Below are 24590 nucleotides of genomic sequence, written 5' to 3' on the forward strand. Positions count from 1 at the left end.
CCGGGACTCGGGGCTTACCTTAATTGGACTTGGCTTGGTCAGGGACTGGCTCAACTTTCTTCGCCGGTGCTGCAGCCTTGGTCGGAGCGACCTTGGTCGGGGCAGCCTTTTTAGCGGGTGCGGCTTTTTTCGTGGTCGATGCTTTCTTAGTACCTTTCTTCGCCAGCACGGCCTTCTTGGCGGGCGTAGCCGCTTTGACGTCAGGTGCCACAGGCATCACAGGTTTAGCCGCGACCAGAATTGGAGCAGGCGCCGGCATATTATATTTGCTGAGCAAGGCCAGCATGGTGACCCGTGGCGTCATGACGATCTCGACCCGACGGTTCAACGAACGGCCTTCGTTACTGTCGTTAGCCGCTCGCGGCATTAACGCCCCCATACCACGCAGGTTCAAACGATCACGTTCCAGACCACTGAGACGGAAAATCGCTGCCACTGACTGGGCACGGTCCTGGGTCAACTTCTGATTATCAGGGTCGGCGCCGATGCTGTCTGAATGGCCCAGTACGAGCACTGCAGTTTTCGGGTCGCTTTCAACTATTTTGGCCAGGCGAGTAATAGGGCCCAAGCTCACCGGCAGCAACATGATCGGGCGTTTTGGGTTGAACGAACTGTCCGCCGGAGCGGTAATCACCAGCACGTTCTCATGGCGTTCAAGTTCGAAGGGGCTATCTTTGATGGCCAGACGCAAGCGCGGCTCATAATCATCAAGCCAGGCCTGGGTAATTTTCGGGTCAGGCATCGGGATTGCAGCCACGGCCGGGGAGGCCTTCACCTCGTCCTTTTTAGCCCCGAACGGCCACCACCAATGGCTATCGGAATCGGCCCTGGCGACAACCGGCGCGGGCTTGGCATCAGGTTTAACTACCGCAACTTCGGGTTTTGGCGCTATGGGTACGGCCGCTTTGGGTGCGGCAGTTTTATCAGGGCCAGACTGGGCAACCTTGTCGGCCCCAAAGGACCACCAATGGCCGCCCTCTGCGGAATCATTCTGGGGAGTTTGAGCGCAGCCGGTAATAGCCAGGCACAAAGCAAAGGCGACACTTTTGTTAGATGACATTGTTGACCCACAAAAATAATTAAGCAGTAATCGGGCTTGAAAGAAGCTCATTGAAACAATGCTCTGAAAGCAATCCGGCACTCAAGTTCCCTGAACGCGGCCTTAACAGACAGCCGGCCGGACTATACACACTCGCCCAACACGCGCGCCAGCTTCTGTGCGCGTGGGTCCATCAAGACATAAGGGCCGAGCGTATTGGTCACGAAACCGAAGGCGACCTCGCGCTCAGGGTCGGCAAAACCTACGGAACCGCCTGCGCCGGGATGGCCGAAGGCTTTAGGGCCCAGGCCAAACGTGGCATTCGGCACGTGCGGTTGATCAAGCATGCATCCCAGGCCGAAACGGGTCTGGGTCAGTAAGGTTTTGTCATGCCCGACGCTGTGTTCACGCGTCAACTCACCCAGCAGTTCGGCTTCCAGCAAACGACCATCAAGCAGGCCGCTGTAGAAACCCGCCAGACTGCGGGCATTGCCATGACCATTGGCGGCAGGTTGCTGCATGCGCCGCCATTCAGGTTTATTGGTGCTGGTCATGATCGACGGAGGATTGGTGAAGGCCCGTGCGGTCATGGACGTCGGTTCGCGCATGACTGCGTGCAGCAGGCGCTGCGCAGCTTCATCACCTACGCTGCCCTTGCCACGAGCAATATAGGCGACACGGTGAAACTCTTCATCCGCCAGCCCGACATGAAAATCCAGCCCCAGGGGACGTGCAATACGGGCCACGATGGACTCTCCCGGACCACGCCCATCCGCACGGCGCAGCAACTCACCCACCAACCAACCATAGGTGATGGCGGCATAGCCATGACCATGACCGGGTGCCCACCAGGGCTCTTCCGCCGCGAGCGCATCCGTCATGGCTTGCCAGTCGTACAGCGCTTCGGCCGGCATGATGTAGCGCAGCGCTGGCAAACCCGCCTGATGGCAGAGGAACTGGCGCAACGTGATTTTCTCTTTGCCAGCGGCAGCAAACTCGGGCCAGAGCTTGGCCACAGGTTCGTCCAGACTCAGCTTGCCTTCGCCCACCAGTTGCAAAGCGGTGACCGCAGTGAATGTCTTGGTGCACGAAAACAGATTGGCGATGGTGTCGCTGTGCCACGCCTCAGCGCCATCCCTGTCGGCCGTGCCAGTCCAGAGGTCGAGCACGGTTTCCCCGCCGATCTGGATGCACAATGCACCCCCGCGCTCCTGGGGATCATCGAAGAGCGCAGCGAAGGCTTCACGCACTGCTTCGAATTTAAGCTCGAAATGACCCTGAATCTGCACCCGCTCGCTCCCAGACAACTAATCTACAAAGTGGCGTGTATTGTTCCAGCGATTGAACGCTTTGGGAACAGACTCAGGCAAGAGGATGGCGATTAGCCGCTCGCAAGCAACGCCCTCCTCATTGATCACTATTGCTTGCCGCCATCGCCTTTATCGGACGCTGCCGGAGCCGAGTGTGTTTTGGCTTTTGCCGCAGCGCTGGCCCGAACCTCTTTCTTAAGGACGTCGGCCACCTGCCCATTGCTTTTGCGCACGGCCTCGACAAAGCCCTGAAACGGCACATCGGTGATGCCGACCAAGCCCACATGACCATTCTCACCATCGAGCAAACGACCCGTGACGGGCTGATCAAGGTACTGGAACCAGTGCACGCCGACGATTGAAGGCTCTGCCAACGCTTGCTTGAGGAAGTTGGCGTAAGCCGGACCGCGATCTTCTTCTTTGGCAACTTCCATCATGCCGCCCCAGAACGGACCGCGATCACGCGAGCCAAAATGGAATTCGCCAACCAGCACAGGCTTGCCCAGTTCGCGCAACTGGGCGAAGTCATAACCGTCTTGAGGTTTTGGCGTGTAGAAGTTGAAGCTCAGCACGTCGCAATACTCGGCGCAAGACGCCACAGCTTCTGGAGTGCTGACGCCAAAACGCCCGCCCAATAACAGGTGATTGGGCGCGTGCCATTTCAACGCATCGGAAATGGTCTTGAAGTACGTGTCGGCGAATACGCGCTGGAAGTATTTGAAGTCAGCTTCTATCTCGGGGTGTTCCGCGCTCGGCAGCGGTGGCTCGAACCCTGGGTCTTCCATCAGTTCCCAAGCGGGCAGTTCAACACCCCAGGCTTTGGACAGGCCCTGCTGATTGCGGTACTTGTCGCGCAACTGCTTGAGAAATGCCCGTTTGGCCGGAGCATCGGTGGTCATTTTCAAGGTGCCGTACGCTAAGGCGTAGCGCGATTTCGGGTCATCGCCGGGGCCCGCCCAGGCCAGTTCATTGTCGGCAAAATAGCCCACCAGCCACGGATCATCGCGATGATCCCGAGCGGCGATGGCCACGGCACGCTCGGTGGCCATAGCGAAACGTGGATCGAACGGATCCGGCATGCCACCCCACCAGTCCTTGCCCGTGCTGATGCTGCTGTAATCGCCGACGATGGACAGCGGCAAGGTATACGGCACGCGTTCATTCACGCCCAGTTCCGGAGCACTCCAGTTGCCAATCGTGTTAAAGCCCCAGGCTTGCAGACGATCCAGCGTGTGGTGGGTCCAGCGTTTGGCGTCGACGGCAGGCGAGGCGCAATCAGCAGGGGTCGCTGCGGCCACCGGCTGATCCGGCGCAATCGCGTCGGCCTTGACGCATTTTTCCTGGCCATACGTGCGGTGCAGGTTAGCGCCATAGAAATCGAACCAACGGCCGTGATTGAAACTGCGGTCCTTGTTCGCACCTGTGTTCTTGCGGTTGTCGGCCTTGCCATAAAACACGGCCAGGGGATCGGTATCTGCCGGCAAGCTCGAGAACATCCGCTCCCGACCTTCAACATAGGTCCGGCTGTCTTCCGCCGTCACGGCGTTCACACCCAGGGAGTAGAACGGATGACCTTCAGGGGTGACCAGGTACCAGCGCCCGTCGAGTTTCTCGGTGCGGAAGAAGCCCTTGGCCTCAAAGACCGGACCACCGAGCCAACCGCCAAACGGGTCCTGCTTGGGCCGATCGGCCAGCCAGGTCTTGAGCTGCTGCTGTTCCTTGACCGATGAGGCTTTCAGTTGCTCATCGCTGACAATTTTTTCCGGCCATTTGGCCCGGGTGAACTGACCATAGGCATCGACGATATTGTCGTAGGCCGCTTTCTGAACCGCATTACCTTCCTGCACACCGAAACGCTCGAGCAGGATGCTTTGTGCAACATTGGGCTGGCTCATTGCTACGGTGACCGAGACCACTTTGCTGCGATCCAACTCACCCGTGGCGCTGGCCAAGAGCACGCGCTGCCCTTCGTAAGTCCACGGCATCGGTGGTCCGGCACGCATGCCCTGACTCAGGGGCGAGCTGGTTTGCAGGGGGATGAACAAGGTCTGAGCAGGTCCTGCGGGCAAATCGACACGACTGGTGATCACTTTGCCATCAGCGCTTTGAATCCGCACATCAAGGGTCAGCGCCCAATCCATGGCGTTCTGGATACGCAGCGTCATGGCGCTGTCGCCGGACCAATCCCACACGCCGGTCTGTGGTGTCAGACTCAGGCTGGGACGAGCCACTGGATTGAAGGTAACCCGGCGCAATACTTCGCCTTCGGCCGTCTGCTCGGCGTTGGATTGCGGCAGGCTGGCATCCTGCGTCGCAACCTGAACCACATCGGCGGGACGAACGAAGTTGAACAACGTCTGTTGTCCATCCGTAGCCGCCAACAGCGGACCGGAACACAACAGCGCAAAAACCGTGGACAGCGAACGGCGAATCATTTGATTAAGTGCTCCTAAACGACCCGTTGATGGCCAGACTTCAGAGTGACAAACAACGTGGCAAACATGGACCGGACCGGGATAAGACCCGATCCGGTGCAAATGATGCCCAACAGCTGTCAGGAAATTTCGCGGCGGAACGGCGGCAGCGCGTTGAGGATCGCTTTGCCGTAACGCTGGGTGACGACGCGTCGATCAAGCAACGTGATGGTGCCGCGGTCTTCTTCAGTCCGCAGCAAACGTCCACAGGCCTGGACCAGACGCAACGACGCGTCAGGCACGGCGATTTCCATGAACGGATTGCCGCCACGGGCTTCGATCCACTCCGCCAACGCCGCTTCCACCGGATCATCGGGGACCGCGAACGGGATTTTGGCGATGACCACGTGTTCGCAGTAGGCACCGGGCAAATCCACCCCTTCGGCAAAACTGGCCAGGCCAAACAGCACGCTAGACTCGCCACTGTCGACCCGTGCTTTGTGCTTGTTCAGGGTTTCCTGCTTGGACAGATTGCCCTGAATGAAAACCTGCTTACGCCAGTCGCGCTCAAGGCCGTCGAAGACTTCCTGCATCTGTTTGCGCGAGGAGAACAGCACCAGCGTGCCACGGGAGCCTTCTACCAGTTTCGGCAGTTCGCGGATGATAGCAGCGGTGTGCGCCACGGCATCACGAGGGTCTGCCTTGAGGTCCGGCACGCGCAACACACCCGCATCGGCGTGATGGAACGGGCTTGGCACCACGGCGGTCACCGCGCCTTTGGGCAGACCTGCACGCATGCGAAAACGATCGAACTTACCCAGTGCGGTCAAAGTCGCCGAGGTCACCAGTGCACCATAGGCAACGTTCCACAGGTTACGCCGGAGCATTTCCGCCGCCAGAATCGGGCTGGCGTTGACTTCGATATCGAACAACGAGCCGCTGTCGGCCAGGGTCAACCAGCGCGCCATGGGCGGGCTGTCTTCTGGATCTTCAGCCGTAAAGGCCGTCCACAACTCCCAGTTGCCATGGGCGCGGGCCAGCAAGCTGCCGAACAGCGGGTACCACTCTTCAGCCTGATGGCTGGCAATGCCGATGTTGACCTCGCCATCCATGCCTTCCTTGAGCAGCTCGGTCAGGCGCGTAAACAGGTCATCCAGGCGGGAAAAACCCTTCTTCAACTCGATGCCCATGTCGCGCATGTGCTCGGGCACCACGCCACCGATGAAGCGGTGACGTGGGCGCTCGCGGCCTTCCATGTCTTCACCGGCCTTGAAATCGGCCAACTGCTCACAGGCCGCGAACATGAACTGTTGCTGGGTCTTGATCTCACGGGCCAGTTCCGGCACCTGCTCGATAAACTTACCTAGGTCGCCCGGTAAAGGGTGCTGGGCCAGCAATTTAGCGAGGTTCTTGGCGGTCTGCTCCAGCCAGTCCGACGTCGAGCGCAGGCGCGTGTAGTGGGCAAAGTGGCCGATGGCTTTATCCGGCAGGTGATGGCCTTCGTCGAACACATACAAGGTCTCACGCGGGTCGGGCAACACCGCGCCCCCGCCCAACGCCAGGTCTGCCAGCACCATGTCGTGGTTGGTGACAATGACGTCGACTTTACTCATGCCCTCGCGCGCCTTATAAAAAGCACATTGGCCGAAGTTCGGGCAATGGCGATTGGTGCACTGGCTGTGGTCGGTGGTCAGGCGCGCCCAGTCCTGGTCTTCCAGTGCTTGCGGCCAGCTGTCACGGTCGCCGTCCCATTTATTGCCGGCGAGCTTTTCGATCATGCTGGTAAACAGCTTCTGGCTGGCCTCATCGACTTCGATCTTGAAGCCTTCTTCTTCGAAAAGCTGAGCAGTGGCGTTGGTTGCATCACCTTCCTGCAACAGCATGTCGAGCTTGGACAGACACATATAGCGGCCGCGCCCCTTGGCCAGGGCAAAGCTGAAGTTCAATCCACTGTTGCGCATCAGGTCAGGCAAGTCTTTGTAGACGATCTGTTCCTGCAGAGCGACGGTCGCCGTGGCGATCACCAGGCGCTTGCCCGCCGCCTTGGCAGTCGGAATGGCCGCAATGGCATACGCCACAGTCTTGCCGGTGCCGGTGCCCGCCTCGACGGCGACCACTGCCGGGTCGCCCGAACGCCGGCCTTCTTCGTCAGTGTCGATGTCGCCCAGCACTTTGGCGATCTCGGCGATCATCAAACGCTGGCCATAGCGCGGCTTGAGGCTCTTGGCTTCGAGGAAACGCGAATAGGCGCCCTGGATCTGGGATTTGAGTTCGTTACTGATCATTGGCTTAGGGCGCTACGAATGCTGAATGAAGGTGCTGGATAAATTTTCAGTGTTTCTGAGAGGCCGCTATCATACCGTGCTAATTCCTCTCGCGCAGAATGGAGTACCCGAATGACCGCTTTCGCCCTTGTCTACACGTTGCACGTGCTGGCCGCCCTGATCTGGGTCGGCGGCATGTTCTTCGCCTGGATGGTCTTGCGCCCGGCAGCCGGTGTCGCCCTGGAAGGTCCTGCGCGCCTGAAATTGTGGGTCCAGGTGTTTCCGCGGTTCTTTCTTTGGGTCTGGGTGGCGGTGCTGGTATTACCCATCACAGGCGTAGGCATGATCCATCTGCAGTTCGCCGGTTTTGAACTGGCGCCGCGTTACGTGCAGGTGATGATGGGCTTGTACGTGGTGATGGTAGCGCTGTTTATTCGCATCCAGGCACTGCAATTGCCTGAACTGCGCCGTGCGGTGGTTGCCGAACAATGGCCTGAGGGCGCTGCTGTATTGGCCCGTATTCGCCGCTTGGTTGGGATCAATCTGATTGTGGGGCTGGTGCTGGTGGCCGTGGCCGCGACTCGATTTGGGTTTTAATGGTTGAAGCGGTGTGTCAGGCACACCGATTCAACCCACTCGCAAGCCCATTAAGGCGTGTATTCGCTTACAACCGCTGCAAGGTCATCGCACCATTAGGGCCTGCCGCACCAGGCTGGCCCGGTTGACCTGGCTTACCGGATTTGCCGCCGTCAGCACGGTAGACCACGCAGCCCTTGGAGGCTCCGCCCTTGCCAGCACGCCCCCCCTCACCCGCCAGACCACCCGCACCGCCGTTGACCTGTACTTTCACACGCTCTGCCGGAAAGCTTTGCGGCAGCTCGACACGGACTTGCGCACCCGCAGCACCATCATGACCGTTGCCACCGTTGTCGCCATCGTACCCGCGACCCGCCTGGCCCCAGGTGCAACCCGGAGCCTGACCATTCGCGCCGTCGAGGCCGACAAAACCAGGCGCGCCCGAACCACCACGGGCATCGACCGATAACGCTTCTGCCGTCAGATTTTCCAGACGCAAGGTCAGGTTACGGCCCGGCAATGCGGGTTTGAGAAACGTGCCGGGAGCGCCACGGGCAGTGATCTCGCTACCTGACGCCAACTGACCACGGCCTACCACCAGATTGAAGCTCTGCTCGCTGGGCACAATCGCAATCCGCGCCTCGTGGCCCAGTATCAATTCACCGACCTTTACTTCAGCCAGGCTGGAGGGAATCAGCAAGGTGCCGTAATCGGCGACTTCCAGACGTTCCAGTTGCAAGACACTGGTTTTACCGGGCAGACGCATCAGCGAATGCGACTCGACCGTCACCACTTGGGCGATAGCCATTGGGCTGCACAATAAGGCCAACAGGCAAAGATTACGCATGAGCAACCTCCGCCGATGGGCGGGAAATGGATTGGATGTGAAAGATACCGAACATAAGAACCAGCAGGCGATCACGCCATGGATGGACGCGCCGGCGCAGGTTGCTATTGAATAGCATCAGTTCAAGCAGGTGGGTCAACAATGCCAGGCTGCCAGCCAGACGGAGCAACACATCGAAAGGACTTGGCAGCGCAGTGGCCATATTGACCAGCACCATCAGCCAGAATCCCAGTGTCATCGCCTTCCCCAACCCCCAAAACAACTTCATACATGCCCCTGGCAGTTATTCTTTCGCGCACAGTAACGGCTTCTGCGCGAGATTTGCCAGCGTGCATTTAAAAATGTTCGAGCGCCCCGATTAGAGGTGCTGTCTGCACCGCGAAAATGCCGGGCGACACACACGCATCGACCCGCACGTCTCTTAGCCGTGCCTAGGCACTTGTCGCAACCGTCCGGGACATTATCATCGCCGCCGATCAACACACCATAGCCCGTGAAAGTGGCGTTTTGAGTCGCCCCTGATCACACACCAGTTACGCCACCAACTGCAGCAGACACAGACCAGTCGGTTTTTTTTGCAAACCTGCACGTCCTGCAGACGTGCTACGCATAGGACTAGGCCATCTCGCTACAGCAGGCTAGTCTTGCAACTCAATTGAGGATTTTCGATGACTGAAGGCTTTTCTATACGCACGCCCCAACAGGCGCTGGCCGCATTACTTGATCGTTACGCCCCCAAGCGTTTGTTGTTGATCGGTGCTGGAAGTTTTCCCGCACTTGAGGCATTTCAGGCTGCTCACCCGGAAACCGAACTGGCCCATGCCGCCCCCGGCGCCTTGCCAGCCGAGCTGGCGGCGCAACGTTTCGATCTGGCACTGGTGGTCGATTGCCTGGAGCATTTGCCTAAACGCATCGGCCTGGAACTACTGGGCGGGATCCGCAACCTTAACGCCAGCCGTATTGCCGTGCTGGCAGATCTGCCCGCGTGCGGCTGGCAGGACACCGACTTTTATTCACTGGCACTGCAAGCCAGTGAACGCTTTGCCCGTGACGAGCAGATCCTGACCTTGTTCACTTACGACCTGCGTGAATACAAACAAGTCCCCGACTGGCTGAATGCTAAGTTCTGGGCCAACCCAGAGAACTTCGGCAAATACTGGTGGTAAATCATGAGTAGCTCGATCTGCCCGTGTGGCAGCGGCAATTTACTGGACGCCTGCTGCGGGCATTATCACGCGGGCCTCCCGGCCCCGAGCGCGGAAGCCCTGATGCGCTCGCGCTACAGCGCCTATGTACTGGGCTTGATCGACTATCTGCTGGACACCACATTGCCTGCGCAGAAGGCAGGTCTGGATCGTCAATCGATCAGTGACTGGAGCGCACAAAGCACCTGGCTGGGCCTGAACGTCGAGCACGTGGAAGTGTTCGGCGGTAAACCCGAGCATGCGCTTGTAACCTTTGTTGCTCGCTGGCATGACGGCAGTGGCGAACACAGCCATCGTGAGCGCTCGGCGTTCGTGCAGAATGAGGGTCGCTGGTATTTCATCGATCCCACTGTGCAGCTCAAGGCGGGACGCAACGATGCTTGCCCCTGTGGCAGCGGGCAAAAATTCAAGAAGTGTTGCGCCGGTTATCTGGGCTGAATCAGGTTCAGCTCAACTTAAGGTGCGATGTGTCTGGCGCAGGCCCTGGCTTGGGCCTCTCAAGCTGGCCCATGTCACTGCCCACCGGCGCCAGGCTGATTTGTGATAAATCCAGACGCGGCACTGGCGCCTCGACTTTCGGGTCTTGCATATCGCTACCCACCTCGGCAATCGAGAAATCAGGGGCATCTACCGCCGAAAAAGCCGCCATGTAGGCGTCTCTTGGGGCCACTTGTGATCGACGACCGGGTTGAACTGCGCGGTTAAAGCCAGGCGCATCGGGCGGCGGCGCCAGCTCCACTTCCTCCATATCGACCTGCATGTCCACCTTTTCGGCCAGTGCCCCGGCGCGTTCAAGGATCGAACGATATTTCTCTGCCGCAGCCTCATCGAGATTGTTCTTGAGTACCAGACGCCGTCCGGAAAACAGCAGCTCGATGCGCTGGGCATCCGCCTGAAACAACTTCGCCAGATTCGCCTCGACCCGCTCGCGCTGGGCGCCGGGGACCAATTGGCCCGTAAAGACAATTTCGTAAAGGTTCATTGGCCATACTCCTACTGCACATGCCCCGAGTATGGCGCAAGCCCACGCTAACAGGTCAAGAGGAAGTGCTCAGAGCCCTGCTGGCTTGGGGAGATCCATATGGTCGAGGTCTGGCTTGCTCCAGGGATCGACATGCGTCATCAGGTTTAATACTCGATGACGCTGCATCACATTCTGACGCGCCTCAACTGCAATCTCATGCCCCTCTTCAACGGTAATCGAAGCGTCCACTTCTATATGCGCGTCAACAATAATCATGTCGCCCATTTTACGCGTGCGGATATCGTGAACACCCTTGATACCGGGCGTTTCAATAAGCGTATTGCGAATCATGGCGACTTCTTTCTCGTCCGCGGCACGGTCCATCAGGTCATGCAAGGCATCCCAACTAAACGACCACCCCATCTTGGAAACCATGCACCCGACAATCAGCGCAGCGATTGGATCAAGGATCGGATAACCCGCAAGGTTACCGACAATGCCGATCCCCACTACCAGCGATGAGGCGGCGTCTGAACGTGCGTGCCAGGCATTCGCAACCAACATGCTTGACTTGACCTTCTTGGCAACAGCCAGCATGAAACGAAACAGCAACTCTTTAGCGACAAGCGCTCCGCCAGCGACCCATAAAGCAATGACATGCACGGTCTGCACGGTCTCGGGTGCTTCGAGCTTGCCGACGGCCGACCAAATCATGCCAACACCGACGGCCAGCAACAGTAAACCCAGCACCATTGATGCAGCGGTTTCAAAACGCAAATGCCCATAAGGATGGTCTTCATCCGCGTCCTTCTTACTGTTGTGGCTGGCGAACAGCACAACGAAGTCTGCCACCAGATCCGACAGTGAGTGAATACCATCGGCGACCAGGCCTTGAGACTTTGACAGTATTCCCACCGCAATCTGAGTGAACGTCAGAACGAGGTTTACGCCAACACTTACCCATGTGCAGCGAGAGGCAGCCGCTGCCCGCTCAGCAGGGCTATGAAGCTCGTCCTCTGGATCGTCAGCGAACTCTGGATGACTCATGTATAGCTTCTCCTGTGTCTGTAGAGGAAGGTGTGCTGCCCATAGTGAGTTCAGTGTGAATTCAGGAGCATCCCATGCGGATATAACACGCACTGAACGGCAACCTAAATGAACACAGCATTCAACACCCGGGCAGACCATTAAATAGGCGTTTAACAGGGCGTACATGCGAACGATTCAAAGTATGCAAACATTCTTATTTAGCAGGCCGCTATTTTAGATGACGGGTTTCTATTGAGACAAGCGCATTACTTCATACAAAGCTTAAGGTTTCCTGAACATACGTTAATTTTATATTCATAAGGGGACCTGTAATACAGGTGCTGTTTATTAAGTGTCCGCTCCAGCAGGCGGCTCTTTTTACTTCAGCGGCTGAGTCTCTTTAACGACCGCCTGACCCGACAAGGATGGCCGCCCTCCGGGAAAATATGACGCTACGTGGAAATTGGGCGATAATTCCTGCCGAATTTATTCTGGAGTGACCTCGATGAACCAAGAAACCCACGTTCATGGCCCCGACTGCAACCACGACCATGATCACCACCACGACCACCAGCACGCACACGTCCATGGTCCAGACTGCGGCCACGCGCCCCAGGAACCAGTGCGCAATACCTTGAAGGATGTTGGCCGCAACGACCCATGCCCTTGCGGCAGCGAGAAAAAATTCAAGAAATGCCACGGCGCTTAATGTAACCGCCGCATCGCCAACCGCGCTGCGAGCCAACGCGTGCATGCGTTGGTCGATAAGGTCAATCCGCCGAAGCCTTGAATGCCCGGCGCCTGAAAGGGCGCCTTCGCAGGCAACGTAGTCCACATCCCTGGATAAATCCGCACATTAGCCGCGATGGCTGCTTGCGTGGCGCGTGCCGGCTCACTAACGTAGCGCCTTTCCACGCCACCCCCGCAGGAGCTTTGCCATGGCCTCGCCAGCCCTCTCATATTTTCTACCCCGGTTCGGCGTTGCCGCAGCAGTCGCTGGAGCCCTGAGCCTGGCCGGTTGTCAGCTCAACGGCGGCGGCAGCGACACGCTGCCACCGACCTCTGGGGTGTACCCGCTCAAAGGGTTGGCGCAAAATGTTTCGGTGCGCCGCAACAACCTTGGCATGCCGCTGATCGAAAGCAGCACCTTTCACGACGCGCTCTTTACCCTGGGTTATGTTCACGCCAGTGACCGCATCAGTCAGATGGTCGGCATGCGTTTGCTGGCCCAAGGTCGCCTGTCCGAAATGGACGGCCCCAGCGCACTGGAAATCGACCGCCTGATGCGCTCGATCAACCTGAAGAAAAGCGCCAGCGAGCTGTACAACGGCTCTTCGCCGCGCCTGAAACGTTTCTTTGAAGTCTATGCGCGCGGCGTTAACGCCTACCTGTTCCGCTACCGCGACAGACTGCCGGCGGATTTGGCTGCGTCTGGTTATCACCCTGAATACTGGAAGCCGGAAGACTCTGCGCTGATCTTCAGCCTGCTGAACTTCGGCGTGTCAAAAAACCTGCAGGAAGAACTGTCATCCCTGGTATTGGCGCAAAAAGTCGGCGCGGACAAACTCGCCTGGCTGATCCCGACCTACCCCGATGAAGAATTACCGTTCGCTGAAGCCGAGAAGCTCAAGGGCTTGAACCTTGGCCAGGTGTCCGGGCTTAGCGATCTGAATCGAGTCGCCAGCCAACTGTCAGACCTGAACATGCTCGGTGTGGCGGCTGCCAACAACTGGGCGATTTCGCCACGGCGCAGCAGAAGCGGCAAAAGCCTGATGGCCAACGACATACACCAGAGCGCAAAACTGCCTTCGGCATGGAACTTCGTGCAGATCCGCGCCCCGAAATATCAGGCTGCCGGCGTCTCCATTGCAGGCCTGCCCTTGGTGATGGCGGGCTTCAACGGCAAGCTGGCCTGGAGCATGACCGGGGTCATGGGTGACAATCAGGACCTGTTCCTCGAGAAGCTCAAGCGCGAAAACAACAAACTGTTCTATATGGCCGATGGCAAATGGCAGCCCGCCACTGTTCGCAATGAAACCTTCTTCGTTAAAGGTGAGCGCCCCGTTCGCGAAACCATCTACGAAACTCGCCACGGACCGCTGCTCAACAGCGCGCTGGGCGAACGAACAAGCCCACAACAACCAGTGCAACTGAACAGCGGTTTTGGTTTGGCCCTGCAAACGCCAGACTTCAAAGACGACAAAAGCATGGACGCACTCTTCAACCTGTCCCGCGCGCAGAACGTCGAAAAGGCTTCCGATGCCAGCCGCGAAATTCGCGCGATAGCCCTGAACATGGTATTTGCCGATGCACAGAATATCGGCTGGCAAGTCACCGGGCGCTTCCCGAATCGCCGTGAAGGGCTTGGCTTGCTGCCATCGCCAGGCTGGGACAGTCGTTTTGATTGGGACGGTTTCGCCGACCCGATGCTCCACCCCTACGATCAAGACCCGGTGCAGGGGTGGATAGGCACCGCCAATCAGCGCACCGTGCCTAAAGGTTATGGCATGCAACTGTCGAACTCCTGGAACTACCCGGAGCGGGCCGAACGCATCGCCGAAATGGCAGGCAGCGGTAAGCAGGACACCCGCAGCATGATCGCCATGCAATACGACCAGACCACGACCTTCGCTGCCAAACTGAAAAAAATGTTCGAAACGTCGGGCATGGCTCAATCGCTGAAACAGGCAATCGAAGCCCTCCCTGCAACTGATCGCGCCAAGGCACACGAAGCGCTCACGCGCCTGCTGGCATTCGATGGCAAGCTCTCCGCCAACTCGGCCGATGCGGCGCTGTATGAGCTGTTCCTCCAGGAAAGTGCCAAGCAGATATTCCTCGACGAGCTGGGCCCTGAAACCAGTCCGGCCTGGAAAGCCCTGGTCGAAAGCGCCAACCTCTCCTACTCCACCCAGGCCGACCACCTGCTGGGACGTGAGGACAGCCCGTATTGGGATGACACCCGAACGCCGCAAAAAGAAGACAAACCGACCATCCTTGCCCGCAGCCTGGCAGCGGCCATCACTGCCGGCGAAAGCCAACTAGGCAATGATCACAAGGCTTGGCAATGGGGCAAATTGCACCATTACGCCTGGACCTCGGAAGGTAGCCGACGCAGCCCGATTCCCGCAGGCGGCGATCACAGCACCCTCAACGAGTCGGCCTATAACTGGGGGCAGGATTTCGACACCCGACTGATCCCGGCCATGCGATTTATCGTCGACTTTGGTCAACAGGAACCGATGATAGGACAGAGCACTGGCCAGTCCGGCAACCCGGCCAGCCCGCATTACGCCGATGGCATCGACCCTTGGCTCAAAGGCCAATACATGAGCATCCCGATGCAGCCGCAGAACTTCGACAAGACCTATGGCAAGCAGAGACTGACGCTGATACCTGGTAAATAATGGGATGCGGCGTGCCAGGCACGCCGCATCGCCCCACGATGGAGCAACGTCCGTGCCTGTTCCCGGAGGACGACTCCAGCGTGCTCGTTTTAGTGGCATATTGGCCTGCGAAGAAACTCGTCTATCCTGTAGCTCGTTCTGAGCTGGCAATGAGCACTTCTCCATCAAAGTCATCATTGCGACAACTCCGTACATTTAAAACGCACGTTCGTCTCTTTGGTTCAAAAATTGCTATCTTCTTCGGGTCTGGCGCTCGCCGGTAGCAAGCCTCGCGTGTTCCCAACGCTCATTTTGGTTTTAAGGACTGATCAATGAAAAAAGCATGGCTGACCCTTTCCGCACTGGCTATTTGTCTCGCCGCTGGTAGTGCAATGGCCAAGGAATACAAGGAACTGCGTTTCGGCGTCGATCCTTCTTATGCGCCTTTCGAATCAAAAGCCGCCGATGGCAGCCTGGTAGGCTTCGATATCGATCTGGGCAATGCGATTTGCGCCGAGCTGAAAGTTAAATGCAAATGGGTCGAGAGCGATTTCGACGGTATGATTCCCGGTCTGAAAGCCAACAAATTCGACGGCGTTATCTCGTCGATGACCGTAACAGATGCGCGGATGAAGGTTATCGACTTCTCCGAGGAACTGTTCTCTGGCCCAACTGCACTGGTGTTCAAGAAAGGCGCGGGCGTAACGGCCGACCCTGCAACCCTCAAAGGCAAGAAAGTTGGCTATGAGCAAGGCACCATTCAGGAAGCCTACGCCAAGGCCGTATTGGACAAGGCGGGTGTAACAACCCAGGCCTATGCGAACCAGGACCAGGTCTATGCTGACCTGACTTCCGGCCGTCTCGATGCTTCCGTACAAGACATGCTGCAAGCCGAACTGGGCTTTTTGAAGTCACCAGCAGGTGCTGGCTTCGAAGTCAGCAAGCCAATCACAGATCCACTGCTGCCGGCTAAAACCGCAGTCGGTATCTCGAAAGGTAACAAAGAGCTCAAGGCGTTGTTGGATAAAGGTATCAAAGCGTTACACGACGATGGTAAATATGCAGAAATCCAGAAAAAACACTTTGGCGATCTGAACCTGTACAGCGGTAAATAACATCCCAACGCCCGTCGATTTCAGGTGAAAATCTACCACCCGATTCGATGGGCGTTTTTTTGACCGCAAAAGGCTTGATCCATGTTTGACGAAATGCTGCAAACCCTTGGATTGTCCGCCTTCAGCTTGAAAGGCTTCGGCCCGCTGCTGCTTCAAGGCACCTGGATGACCATCAAATTATCGTTACTGTCGCTGCTGGTGAGCATCGTGCTCGGCCTGATTGGCGCCAGCTGCAAACTTTCGAGTCTGCGCATATTGCGCATACCGGCGCAGCTCTACACCACCTTGATCCGCGGCGTGCCCGATCTGGTGTTGATGCTGCTGATTTTCTATAGCCTGCAAACCTGGCTGACCGGTCTCACAGAAGCAATGGACTGGGACTACATCGAAATCGACCCGTTCGCGGCCGGGGTCATCACCCTCGGGTTTATCTATGGCGCCTACTTCACAGAAACGTTCCGTGGCGCGATTCTCTCCGTCCCACGCGGACAGGTCGAAGCCGCCACCGCGTATGGATTGAAGCGCAGCCAACGTTTCCGTTTTGTGGTGTTCCCGCAAATGATGCGTTTCGCCCTGCCGGGCATTGGCAACAACTGGATGGTGATGCTCAAGGCCACCGCCCTGGTGTCGATCATCGGCCTCGCCGATCTGGTCAAAGCCGCTCAGGATGCAGGCAAAAGCACGTATCAACTGTTTTTCTTTCTGGTCGTGGCCGCACTGATTTACCTTCTGATCACCAGTATTTCCAACGTTGCTCTGCGCTGGGCCGAACGACGCTATGCCGCAGGTAGCCGGGAGGCACAACGATGATCGAACTTCTCCAGGATTACTGGCGGCCCTTCCTTTATAGCGACGGCTACCACATCACCGGTCTGGCCATGACCATGTGGCTGCTCAGCGCTTCGATCGCTATCGGCTTTGTGGTATCGATCCCGCTGTCTATCGCCCGAGTGTCACGCAAGTTCTGGGTGCGCTTGCCGGTACAGTTCTACACCTATCTGTTTCGGGGGACACCGCTGTATATCCAGTTGCTGATTTGCTACACCGGTATCTACAGCATCGCAGCCGTGCGTGCCCAACCATTGCTGGATGCGTTTTTTCGCGACGCGATGAACTGCACGATTCTGGCATTCGCCCTGAACACCTGCGCTTACACCACGGAGATTTTTGCCGGGGCGATTCGCAGCATGCATCATGGTGAAGTCGAAGCAGCCAAAGCCTACGGACTCAGCGGCTGGAAACTCTATGCCTACGTGATCATGCCGTCAGCGCTACGGCGTTCGCTGCCGTTCTACAGCAACGAAGTCATTCTGATGCTGCACTCGACCACCGTGGCCTTCACCGCGACCGTGCCGGACATTCTCAAAGTAGCGAGGGACGCCAACTCGGCGACGTTCATGACCTTCCAGTCCTTTGGTATCGCCGCCCTGATTTATTTGACGATCACCTTTGCCCTGGTCGGCCTGTTCCGATTGGCCGAGCGCCGTTGGCTAGCCTTTCTGGGCCCGGCTCACTAGGACTTTTTACATGCGCCATCACACGCACAATCTGCTCGCCCCGCTACCAGGGACCGCGCGGCAGATCCACAGTTTTCATTACGGCCCGGAAAACACTGGCCGCAAGGTTTATATCCAGGCGTCCCTGCATGCGGACGAATTGCCCGGCATGCTGGTGGCCTGGTACCTGAAGCAGCGCCTGGCCGAGCTGGAAAGCGCCGACCTGCTGTTGGGCGAAATTGTTGTCGTCCCGGTCGCCAACCCCATCGGCCTGGAACAAGTGCTGATGGATATCCCGCTGGGTCGCTACGAACTGGAGAGTGGGCAGAACTTCAATCGCCTGTTTGTCGATTTGAGTCTGCAGGTAGGTGACGATGTCGAAGCGCGGCTCAACGATGACCCGCAGCACAACCGTGAACTGATCCGCAGCAGCCTGCGCGCGGCGCTGTCTGCTCAGATCGTCGATACGCAGTTGCAATCGCAACGGCTGACCCTGCAACGCCTGGCTTGCGATGCCGACATGGTGCTGGACCTGCATTGTGATTTCGAAGCGGTGGAGCACCTTTACACCACTCCCGAGGCCTGGCCTCGAGTCGAGGCACTGTCACGCTACCTGGGCGCTCAGGCTAGCCTGTTGGCCACCGACTCCGGCGGGCAATCGTTCGATGAATGCTTCACCCTGCTTTGGTGGCAGTTGCAACAGCGCTTCGGCGCACGCTTTGCAGTTCCCATGGGCAGCATTTCGGTGACCCTGGAATTACGCGGCCAAGGCGACGTTAATCACGCCTTGGCCAGTCGCGACTGTCAGGCACTGATCAACTACTTGACGCTGTATGGCGTGATCGCCGGAGATCCGGCGCCCCAGCCAGAGCTGTTGTACCCGGCAACACCGCTGGCCGGTGTCGAGCCGGTCGCAACGCCGGTCGGCGGCCTACTGGTGTTCTGCGCCCAACCCGGTGAGTTTCTGGAAGCCGGGCAAAAAATCGCTGAAATCATCGATCCGATCAGTGATCGGATAACGCCAATCCACACTCTCAATTCCGGCTTGTTGTATGCCCGCTCCTTGCGGCGCATGGCGACCGCTGGCATGGTCATCGCTCACGTCGCAGGCACCGAAGCCTACCGTAGCGGTTACCTGCTTTCTCCTTAAGGACTGCACGGCATGTACAAACTGACGATCGATGGCCTGCACAAGTGCTATGGCGACAACGAAGTGCTAAAAGGCGTATCGCTCAAAGCAAGCACGGGCGACGTGATCAGCCTGATCGGTGCCAGCGGCTCGGGTAAAAGTACCTTTTTGCGCTGCATCAACTTTCTGGAAACACCCAATAGCGGCACCATGACCCTGGACGGCCAGCCCGTGCGCATGGTCAGCGACAAGCATGGTATGCACGTCGCAGACCCCGCCGAACTGCAGCGCATCCGTACTCGCCTGGCAATGGTGTTCCAGCATTTCAATCTATGGAGCCACATGACCGTGCTGGAAAACGTCAGCATGGCCCCGCGCCGTGTGCTGGGTGTTTCCAAACGCGAAGCCGAAGACCGGGCGCGCAAGTATCTGGACAAAGTCGGCCTGCCGACACGCGTTGCCGAGCAATACCCGGCGTTCCTCTCCGGCGGCCAACAACAACGCGTGGCGATTGCCCGTGCGCTGGCGATGGAGCCGGAAGTGATGCTGTTCGACGAACCCACCTCGGCACTGGACCCGGAGCTGGTCGGCGAAGTACTTAAAGTGATTCAAGGCCTGGCTGAAGAAGGCCGTACCATGATCATGGTTACCCACGAAATGAGTTTTGCCCGCAAAGTCTCGAATCAGGTGATGTTCCTGCACCAGGGCCTGGTCGAAGAGCAAGGGCATCCTGACGACGTACTGGGCAACCCGCAAAGCGATCGGCTGCGGCAGTTTTTGAGCGGGAATTTGAAATAGCGGGAAAGGCTTTTCACGCAGCAACGCGAACCGAAGACACACGCCACTCATCACGCTCCAGCCTTGGTGCATTCAAACGACGGGCTTGGGTGGCGCCTCATCAGGAAGGGTTGGCACGCCTGGCTCAGTGGGATCTGTGGGTTCGTCGGGCTGTTCGTTCGGGGAATCGGGGTCGGGCTGCCCCGGAATGCCGCCGACCCTGTTGATGTTGATCTGGGGATAAGCGAGCAACGACCACGCCAGAAGGCCCACATGATTGTGGTCGCTGACTCTTGCGGGGGCGATGCGTTTCGAACTTGACGTCATAGGGCACTCCTGAGTGTTGACTCCCCTCGCTCGGCGCGAGAGGGAACAGTCCTGACAATAGAGTGCCTGAATGGGCACTAATTCCCTGGGCGCCCGATCAACGGCAAATCAAGTGCGCGGCAATGTCACGCCGCGTTGACCCTGATACTTGCCGCCACGGTCTTTATAAGAAATTTCACACTCTTCGTCGGATTCCAGAAACAGCATCTGGGCCACGCCTTCATTAGCGTAGATTTTCGCCGGCAAGGTGGTGGTGTTGGAGAACTCCAGCGTCACATGGCCTTCCCACTCGGGCTCGAGTGGCGTCACGTTAACGATAATTCCGCAACGTGCATAAGTACTTTTGCCCAGACAGATGGTCAGCACATTACGCGGAATGCGGAAATATTCGACCGTGCGTGCCAAGGCAAACGAGTTTGGCGGAATGATGCAGACATCACTTGTCACGTCGACGAAGCTCTTTTCATCGAAATTTTTCGGGTCCACCGTCGCCGAGTTGATGTTGGTAAATACCTTGAATTCAGCGGCACACCGCACATCGTAACCGTAGCTCGACACACCGTAGGAGATCAGCCGGTTAGCGCCTTCACCGCGAACCTGGCGCTCTACAAAGGGCTCGATCATCCCGTGCTCTAGCGCCATGCGGCGAATCCACTTGTCCGATTTGATGCTCATGGCGGTGTCCTGAATAGCGAGGTGGAAAAAGATGTCTGGCATCTTACCGGGCCGGGCCTTCGGGTTCAAAGACTCTAGAGGTCACGGCCATCGATCCAAACCCGTGTTTAAGCATGAATGAAAATAATCCTGAACAAGGCATTGGCACTTCTCGAAAAACCAGTTAAGGTGACGTCACTGTGTTGCTTGTGTCACTGAGAATCTCTACACGATGTTGAATTTCGATCCAACCATCTCCAAGAATTTTTCCTGCTCTTTGCACTCAGTCTCGGCCAGGGTTCTTCCTGTGTCGCAGTTAACTTTGTCCAAGGAGATACACCATGTCTAATCGCCAAACTGGTACCGTTAAGTGGTTCAACGATGAAAAAGGCTTCGGCTTCATCACTCCACAATCCGGTGACGACTTGTTCGTTCACTTCAAAGCTATCCAATCTGACGGCTTCAAAAGCCTGAAAGAAGGCCAACAGGTTTCTTTCGTCGCTACCCGCGGCCAGAAAGGTATGCAAGCTGAAGAAGTTCAAGTTATCTAACTTGTACTGAATCGCTTAAAAAAAGCCTCGCCCTCAAAAGCGGGGCTTTTTTACGCCCGTAGAAAATGTAAATGCTTTACGGCGACAGCGTGAGCACCCAGCGGATGCCCACGGCAATACACAATCAGTCGTCGCTAATGGTGATGTTCGGCATCGCCTGCGCCTGAGCTTCCTGCAAGACGATTCTCGCGCCCACGTGACGGGCCAGTTCCTGATAGACCATGGCAATCGGGCTTTCTGGATCAGCGATTACCGTCGGTTTACCACCATCGGCCTGCTCGCGAATCACAATCGACAGCGGCAATGACGCCAGCAGCTCGACATCGTATTGCGCCGCGAGCTTCTCGCCACCACCCTCACCGAACAAATGCTCCGCGTGACCGCAATTGGAGCAGATGTGCACGGCCATGTTTTCCACAACACCCAACACCGGAATGTTGACCTTGCGGAACATTTCGACGCCTTTCTTGGCATCCAGCAATGCCAGATCCTGTGGAGTGGTGACAATCACCGCTCCGGCCACAGGGACTTTCTGCGCCAGCGTAAGCTGGATATCGCCCGTGCCGGGCGGCATATCGATGACCAGATAATCCAGATCATTCCACGCCGTTTGCGTAATCAGTTGCAGCAGCGCACCGGAAACCATCGGCCCGCGCCAGACCATCGGCGTGTTGTCATCGGTCAGGAACGCCATGGACATGACTTCAATACCGTGCGATTCGATGGGCACGAACCACTTCTGATCCTTGATCTTCGGCCGCGTGCCTTCGGGGATGCCGAACATCACACCCTGGCTCGGGCCATAGATATCCGCATCGAGAATACCGACCCGTGCACCTTCGCGAGACAACGCCAGCGCCAGGTTTGCGGCGGTAGTGGATTTGCCCACGCCGCCCTTGCCGGAAGCAACTGCGACGATGTTCTTCACATTGGCCAGGCCCGGGATTTGCCCTTGAGCCTTGTGCGCGGTGATCACACTGCGCACCTCGACCTTGGCCGAGGACACACCCTCCATCCCCTCTATAGCCATTTGCAGCATTTGCGCCCAGCCATTCTTGAACAGGGCGGCGGCATAACCCAACTCAAGTTGAACGCTGATGCGATCACCCTGAATATCAATGGTACGCACACAGCCCGCGCTGACAGGGTCCTGGTTCAAATAAGGGTCGGTATATTGGCGAAGCACGGCTTCCACCGCTGCGCGATTGACGGCGCTCATGGCTACTCCCGGTAAAAAGACTGAGTAAAACAGACGGCTATCCTACCCCTTCTGAAAGGTGCCGGCATGCTTTCACAGCATGCCGATATGTTGGCTGATCACGGGCAATGCTCGCCAACGGGGTGAAATATATCGTCCAGACCTTTATAGTGACCGACCTCCGTTTCACTTCAAATAGCCGAGCCCCATGTCCGAGCCACGCAAGATTCTCGTCACCAGCGCCCTGCCCTATGCCAATGGATCGATCCACCTTGGCCATATGCTTGAGTACATCCAGACCGATATGTGGGTGCGTTTCCAAAAGCATCGCGGCAATCAGTGCATCTATGTCTGCGCGGACGACGCTCATGGCTCGGCAATCATGCTGCGCGCTGAAAAAGAAGGGATTACCCCGGAACAGTTGATCGACAACGTCAAGGCTGAACACAGCGCCGACTTTGCCGACTTCCTGGTGGATTTCGATAATTTCCACTCGACCCACTCCGAAGAAAACCGTGAGCTGTCGAGCCTGATCTATACACGCCTGCGCGACGCCGGCCATATCGCTACCCGTTCGATTACCCAGTATTTCGACCCGGAAAAGCAGATGTTCCTGGCCGACCGGTTCATCAAGGGCACCTGCCCCAAATGCGGCACCGAAGATCAGTACGGCGATAACTGCGAAAAATGCGGCGCGACCTACGCCCCGACCGACCTGAAAGACCCTAAATCGGCGATTTCCGGGGCGACGCCAGTACTGAAAGAGTCCCAGCACTTCTTCTTCAAGCTGCCAGACTTCGATGCCATGCTCAAAAGCTGGACCCGCAGCGGCACATTGCAGGACGCCGTGGCGAACAAAATCGCCGAATGGCTGGATGCAGGCCTGCAACAGTGGGACATTTCACGCGATGCACCGTATTTCGGTTTCGAAATTCCAGGCGAGCCGGGCAAGTATTTCTACGTCTGGCTGGATGCGCCAATTGGTTATATGGCCAGTTTCAAGAACCTGTGCGCCCGTCGCCCCGATCTGGACTTCGATGCTTACTGGGCCAAAGATGCCAGCACCGAGCTGTACCACTTCATTGGCAAGGACATCATCAACTTCCACGCCTTGTTCTGGCCAGCCATGCTCGAAGGTGCAGGTTTCCGTAAGCCAAACGCAATCAACGTCCACGGTTACCTGACCGTCAACGGCCAGAAAATGTCGAAATCGCGCGGCACCTTTATAAAGGCCCGCACGTACCTGGACAATCTGTCACCGGAATACCTGCGTTATTACTATGCGGCCAAGCTCGGCCGGGGCGTCGACGACCTGGACCTGAACCTGGAAGACTTCGTGCAAAAGGTCAATTCCGACCTGATCGGCAAAGTGGTCAACATTGCCAGTCGTTGCGCCGGCTTCATCCATAAAGGCAATGCCGGCGTACTGGTCGCAGGCAATGCCGCGTCAGAATTGACCGACGCTTTCCTTGCCGCCGCACCCAGCATTGCCGACGCGTACGAAACGCGTGACTTTGCTCGCGCCATGCGCGAAATCATGGGCCTGGCCGACCGCGCCAACGCGTACATCGCAGAAAAAGCACCCTGGTCTCTGGCCAAGCAGGAAGGCAAGCAAGACGAAGTCCAGGCCGTTTGCGCGCTGGGCATCAACCTGTTCCGCCAACTAGTGATTTTCCTCAAGCCCGTCTTGCCGCTGCTGGCAGCCGACGCAGAGGCCTTCCTGAACGTCGCGCCGCTGACCTGGAACGACCACCAGACGCTCCTGAGCAATCATCAGCTCAATCCGTTCCAGGCGCTGATGACCCGAATCGACCCCGTAAAAGTGCAAGCCATGACCGACGCCTCGAAAGAAGACCTGACCGCCAGCCAAACTTCTGTTGCCCCGCAAGGTAATGGCGAACTGGTCAAAGAACCCTTGGCCGCCGAAATCGACTTCGGTGCATTCGAAGCAGTGGACCTTCGCGTGGCCCTGATCCTCAAGGCCGAACACGTTGAAGGCGCCGATAAGCTCCTGCGCCTGACCTTGGACATTGGCGACGAACAGCGTAATGTCTTTTCCGGAATCAAAAGCGCCTATCCGAATCCAGCCGAGCTGGAAGGTCGCCTGACCATGATGATTGCCAACCTCAAACCGCGCAAAATGCGCTTTGGCATCTCCGAAGGCATGGTGATGGCTGCGGGCCCTGGTGGCGAAGAAATCTACCTGCTCAGCCCCGACAGCGGCGCCAAGCCTGGTCAACGCATCAAGTAAGCCCGGCAAAAAGCCCGCGAACAGTGCTGTTCGTGGGCTTTTTTATGGAAGAAGTACGGCC

The 24590-nt window shown here is 57.6% G+C and carries 23 protein-coding genes; 12 read left to right on the forward strand and 11 right to left on the reverse strand.

Translation table 11 applies throughout. The features are described from left to right. Positions 1 to 19: 19 nt before the first annotated feature. The 4 genes from QN399_RS00600 to dinG all read right to left on the reverse strand — a co-directional run bounded on the left by QN399_RS00600 (position 20) and on the right by dinG (position 7048). Positions 20 to 1060, reverse strand: a complete 1041-nt coding sequence (locus QN399_RS00600) for an OmpA family protein (protein ID WP_322181361.1) — start codon at positions 1058 to 1060, stop codon at positions 20 to 22. 122 nt (positions 1061 to 1182) lie between these two features. Continuing rightward, on the reverse strand, positions 1183 to 2328 hold the full coding sequence (locus QN399_RS00605; RefSeq protein WP_322217583.1) for a serine hydrolase domain-containing protein: 1146 nt from the start codon (positions 2326 to 2328) through the stop codon (positions 1183 to 1185). 128 nt (positions 2329 to 2456) lie between these two features. Next, entirely contained in the window at positions 2457 to 4784 is a 2328-nt protein-coding gene (locus QN399_RS00610; protein ID WP_322181365.1) for a beta-agarase, read from the reverse strand. Positions 4785 to 4903: 119 nt separating this feature from the next. After that, positions 4904 to 7048, reverse strand: a complete 2145-nt coding sequence (dinG, locus tag QN399_RS00615) for an ATP-dependent DNA helicase DinG (RefSeq protein WP_322217585.1) — start codon at positions 7046 to 7048, stop codon at positions 4904 to 4906. 111 nt (positions 7049 to 7159) lie between these two features. Between dinG and QN399_RS00620 the strand changes: the two genes are divergently transcribed. Then, positions 7160 to 7624 (forward strand): DUF2269 family protein, encoded by a 465-nt coding sequence (locus QN399_RS00620; RefSeq protein ID WP_322181369.1) that lies wholly within the window; start codon positions 7160 to 7162, stop codon positions 7622 to 7624. A 67-nt stretch (positions 7625 to 7691) separates the two neighbouring features. Here QN399_RS00620 and QN399_RS00625 read toward each other — a convergent pair whose 3' ends face one another. Then, positions 7692 to 8450, reverse strand: coding sequence for a collagen-like protein (locus tag QN399_RS00625; protein ID WP_330200381.1), 759 nt, complete (start codon positions 8448 to 8450; stop codon positions 7692 to 7694). Continuing rightward, the gene (locus tag QN399_RS00630; protein ID WP_322181373.1) at positions 8443 to 8718 is read right to left on the reverse strand and encodes a DUF1145 domain-containing protein; all 276 of its coding nucleotides are present in this window, start codon (positions 8716 to 8718) and stop codon (positions 8443 to 8445) included. Before QN399_RS00630 ends, QN399_RS00625 begins: the two co-directional genes overlap by 8 nt. 400 nt (positions 8719 to 9118) lie before the next feature. Between QN399_RS00630 and QN399_RS00635 the strand changes: the two genes are divergently transcribed. Continuing rightward, entirely contained in the window at positions 9119 to 9616 is a 498-nt protein-coding gene (locus QN399_RS00635; protein WP_322181376.1) for a DUF6231 family protein, read from the forward strand. A gap of 3 nt (positions 9617 to 9619) precedes the next feature. Further along, a complete protein-coding gene (locus tag QN399_RS00640) occupies positions 9620 to 10093 on the forward strand; it encodes a YchJ family protein (RefSeq protein ID WP_322181378.1) in 474 nt (157 codons plus the stop codon). A 7-nt stretch (positions 10094 to 10100) separates the two neighbouring features. Here the strand turns inward: QN399_RS00640 and QN399_RS00645 are convergent, their stop codons facing one another. Further along, positions 10101 to 10637: a hypothetical protein gene (locus QN399_RS00645; protein ID WP_330200382.1), complete on the reverse strand. Its 537-nt coding sequence runs from the start codon at positions 10635 to 10637 to the stop codon at positions 10101 to 10103. A 69-nt stretch (positions 10638 to 10706) separates the two neighbouring features. After that, positions 10707 to 11834: a cation diffusion facilitator family transporter gene (locus QN399_RS00650; protein WP_369124883.1), complete on the reverse strand. Its 1128-nt coding sequence runs from the start codon at positions 11832 to 11834 to the stop codon at positions 10707 to 10709. A gap of 319 nt (positions 11835 to 12153) precedes the next feature. On the opposite strand from QN399_RS00650, the gene QN399_RS00655 reads away from it, so the two are divergent. From QN399_RS00655 to QN399_RS00685, 7 genes are all read left to right on the forward strand, one after another. Further along, positions 12154 to 12357 carry an SEC-C metal-binding domain-containing protein gene (locus QN399_RS00655; protein ID WP_330200383.1) on the forward strand — a complete coding sequence of 68 codons (204 nt, stop codon included), beginning with the start codon at positions 12154 to 12156 and terminating at the stop codon, positions 12355 to 12357. A 229-nt stretch (positions 12358 to 12586) separates the two neighbouring features. Further along, the gene (locus QN399_RS00660) at positions 12587 to 15052 is read left to right on the forward strand and encodes a penicillin acylase family protein (protein WP_330200384.1); all 2466 of its coding nucleotides are present in this window, start codon (positions 12587 to 12589) and stop codon (positions 15050 to 15052) included. A gap of 311 nt (positions 15053 to 15363) precedes the next feature. Further along, the gene (locus QN399_RS00665) at positions 15364 to 16146 is read left to right on the forward strand and encodes a transporter substrate-binding domain-containing protein (RefSeq protein WP_322181386.1); all 783 of its coding nucleotides are present in this window, start codon (positions 15364 to 15366) and stop codon (positions 16144 to 16146) included. An 81-nt stretch (positions 16147 to 16227) separates the two neighbouring features. Continuing rightward, the gene (locus tag QN399_RS00670; RefSeq protein ID WP_322181388.1) at positions 16228 to 16956 is read left to right on the forward strand and encodes an ABC transporter permease; all 729 of its coding nucleotides are present in this window, start codon (positions 16228 to 16230) and stop codon (positions 16954 to 16956) included. Continuing rightward, positions 16953 to 17663 (forward strand): ABC transporter permease, encoded by a 711-nt coding sequence (locus tag QN399_RS00675; RefSeq protein WP_219064159.1) that lies wholly within the window; start codon positions 16953 to 16955, stop codon positions 17661 to 17663. The genes QN399_RS00670 and QN399_RS00675 overlap by 4 nt, the downstream gene beginning before the upstream one ends. A gap of 10 nt (positions 17664 to 17673) precedes the next feature. After that, positions 17674 to 18792, forward strand: coding sequence for a succinylglutamate desuccinylase/aspartoacylase family protein (locus QN399_RS00680; protein WP_322181391.1), 1119 nt, complete (start codon positions 17674 to 17676; stop codon positions 18790 to 18792). Between the two features lie 12 nt (positions 18793 to 18804). After that, positions 18805 to 19569, forward strand: a complete 765-nt coding sequence (locus QN399_RS00685; protein WP_322181393.1) for an ATP-binding cassette domain-containing protein — start codon at positions 18805 to 18807, stop codon at positions 19567 to 19569. A 72-nt stretch (positions 19570 to 19641) separates the two neighbouring features. Here the strand turns inward: QN399_RS00685 and QN399_RS00690 are convergent, their stop codons facing one another. Together QN399_RS00690 and dcd are read right to left on the reverse strand one after the other, a co-directional pair. Further along, positions 19642 to 19875 carry a hypothetical protein gene (locus tag QN399_RS00690; RefSeq protein WP_322181395.1) on the reverse strand — a complete coding sequence of 78 codons (234 nt, stop codon included), beginning with the start codon at positions 19873 to 19875 and terminating at the stop codon, positions 19642 to 19644. A 108-nt stretch (positions 19876 to 19983) separates the two neighbouring features. Next, entirely contained in the window at positions 19984 to 20550 is a 567-nt protein-coding gene (gene dcd / locus QN399_RS00695) for a dCTP deaminase (protein WP_219064163.1), read from the reverse strand. Between the two features lie 320 nt (positions 20551 to 20870). Here dcd and QN399_RS00700 point away from each other — a divergent pair, with 320 nt between their 5' ends. Continuing rightward, positions 20871 to 21080, forward strand: a complete 210-nt coding sequence (locus QN399_RS00700; protein WP_014336857.1) for a cold-shock protein — start codon at positions 20871 to 20873, stop codon at positions 21078 to 21080. A 124-nt stretch (positions 21081 to 21204) separates the two neighbouring features. Here the strand turns inward: QN399_RS00700 and apbC are convergent, their stop codons facing one another. Then, positions 21205 to 22299 carry an iron-sulfur cluster carrier protein ApbC gene (gene apbC, locus QN399_RS00705; RefSeq protein WP_330200385.1) on the reverse strand — a complete coding sequence of 365 codons (1095 nt, stop codon included), beginning with the start codon at positions 22297 to 22299 and terminating at the stop codon, positions 21205 to 21207. A 187-nt stretch (positions 22300 to 22486) separates the two neighbouring features. Between apbC and metG the strand changes: the two genes are divergently transcribed. Continuing rightward, the gene (metG, locus tag QN399_RS00710; protein WP_322181398.1) at positions 22487 to 24529 is read left to right on the forward strand and encodes a methionine--tRNA ligase; all 2043 of its coding nucleotides are present in this window, start codon (positions 22487 to 22489) and stop codon (positions 24527 to 24529) included. The last annotated feature ends 61 nt before the right edge of the window (positions 24530 to 24590 follow it).

It is taken from the genome of Pseudomonas sp. 10C3 (assembly GCF_036346185.1).
GTDB lineage: Bacteria > Pseudomonadota > Gammaproteobacteria > Pseudomonadales > Pseudomonadaceae > Aquipseudomonas.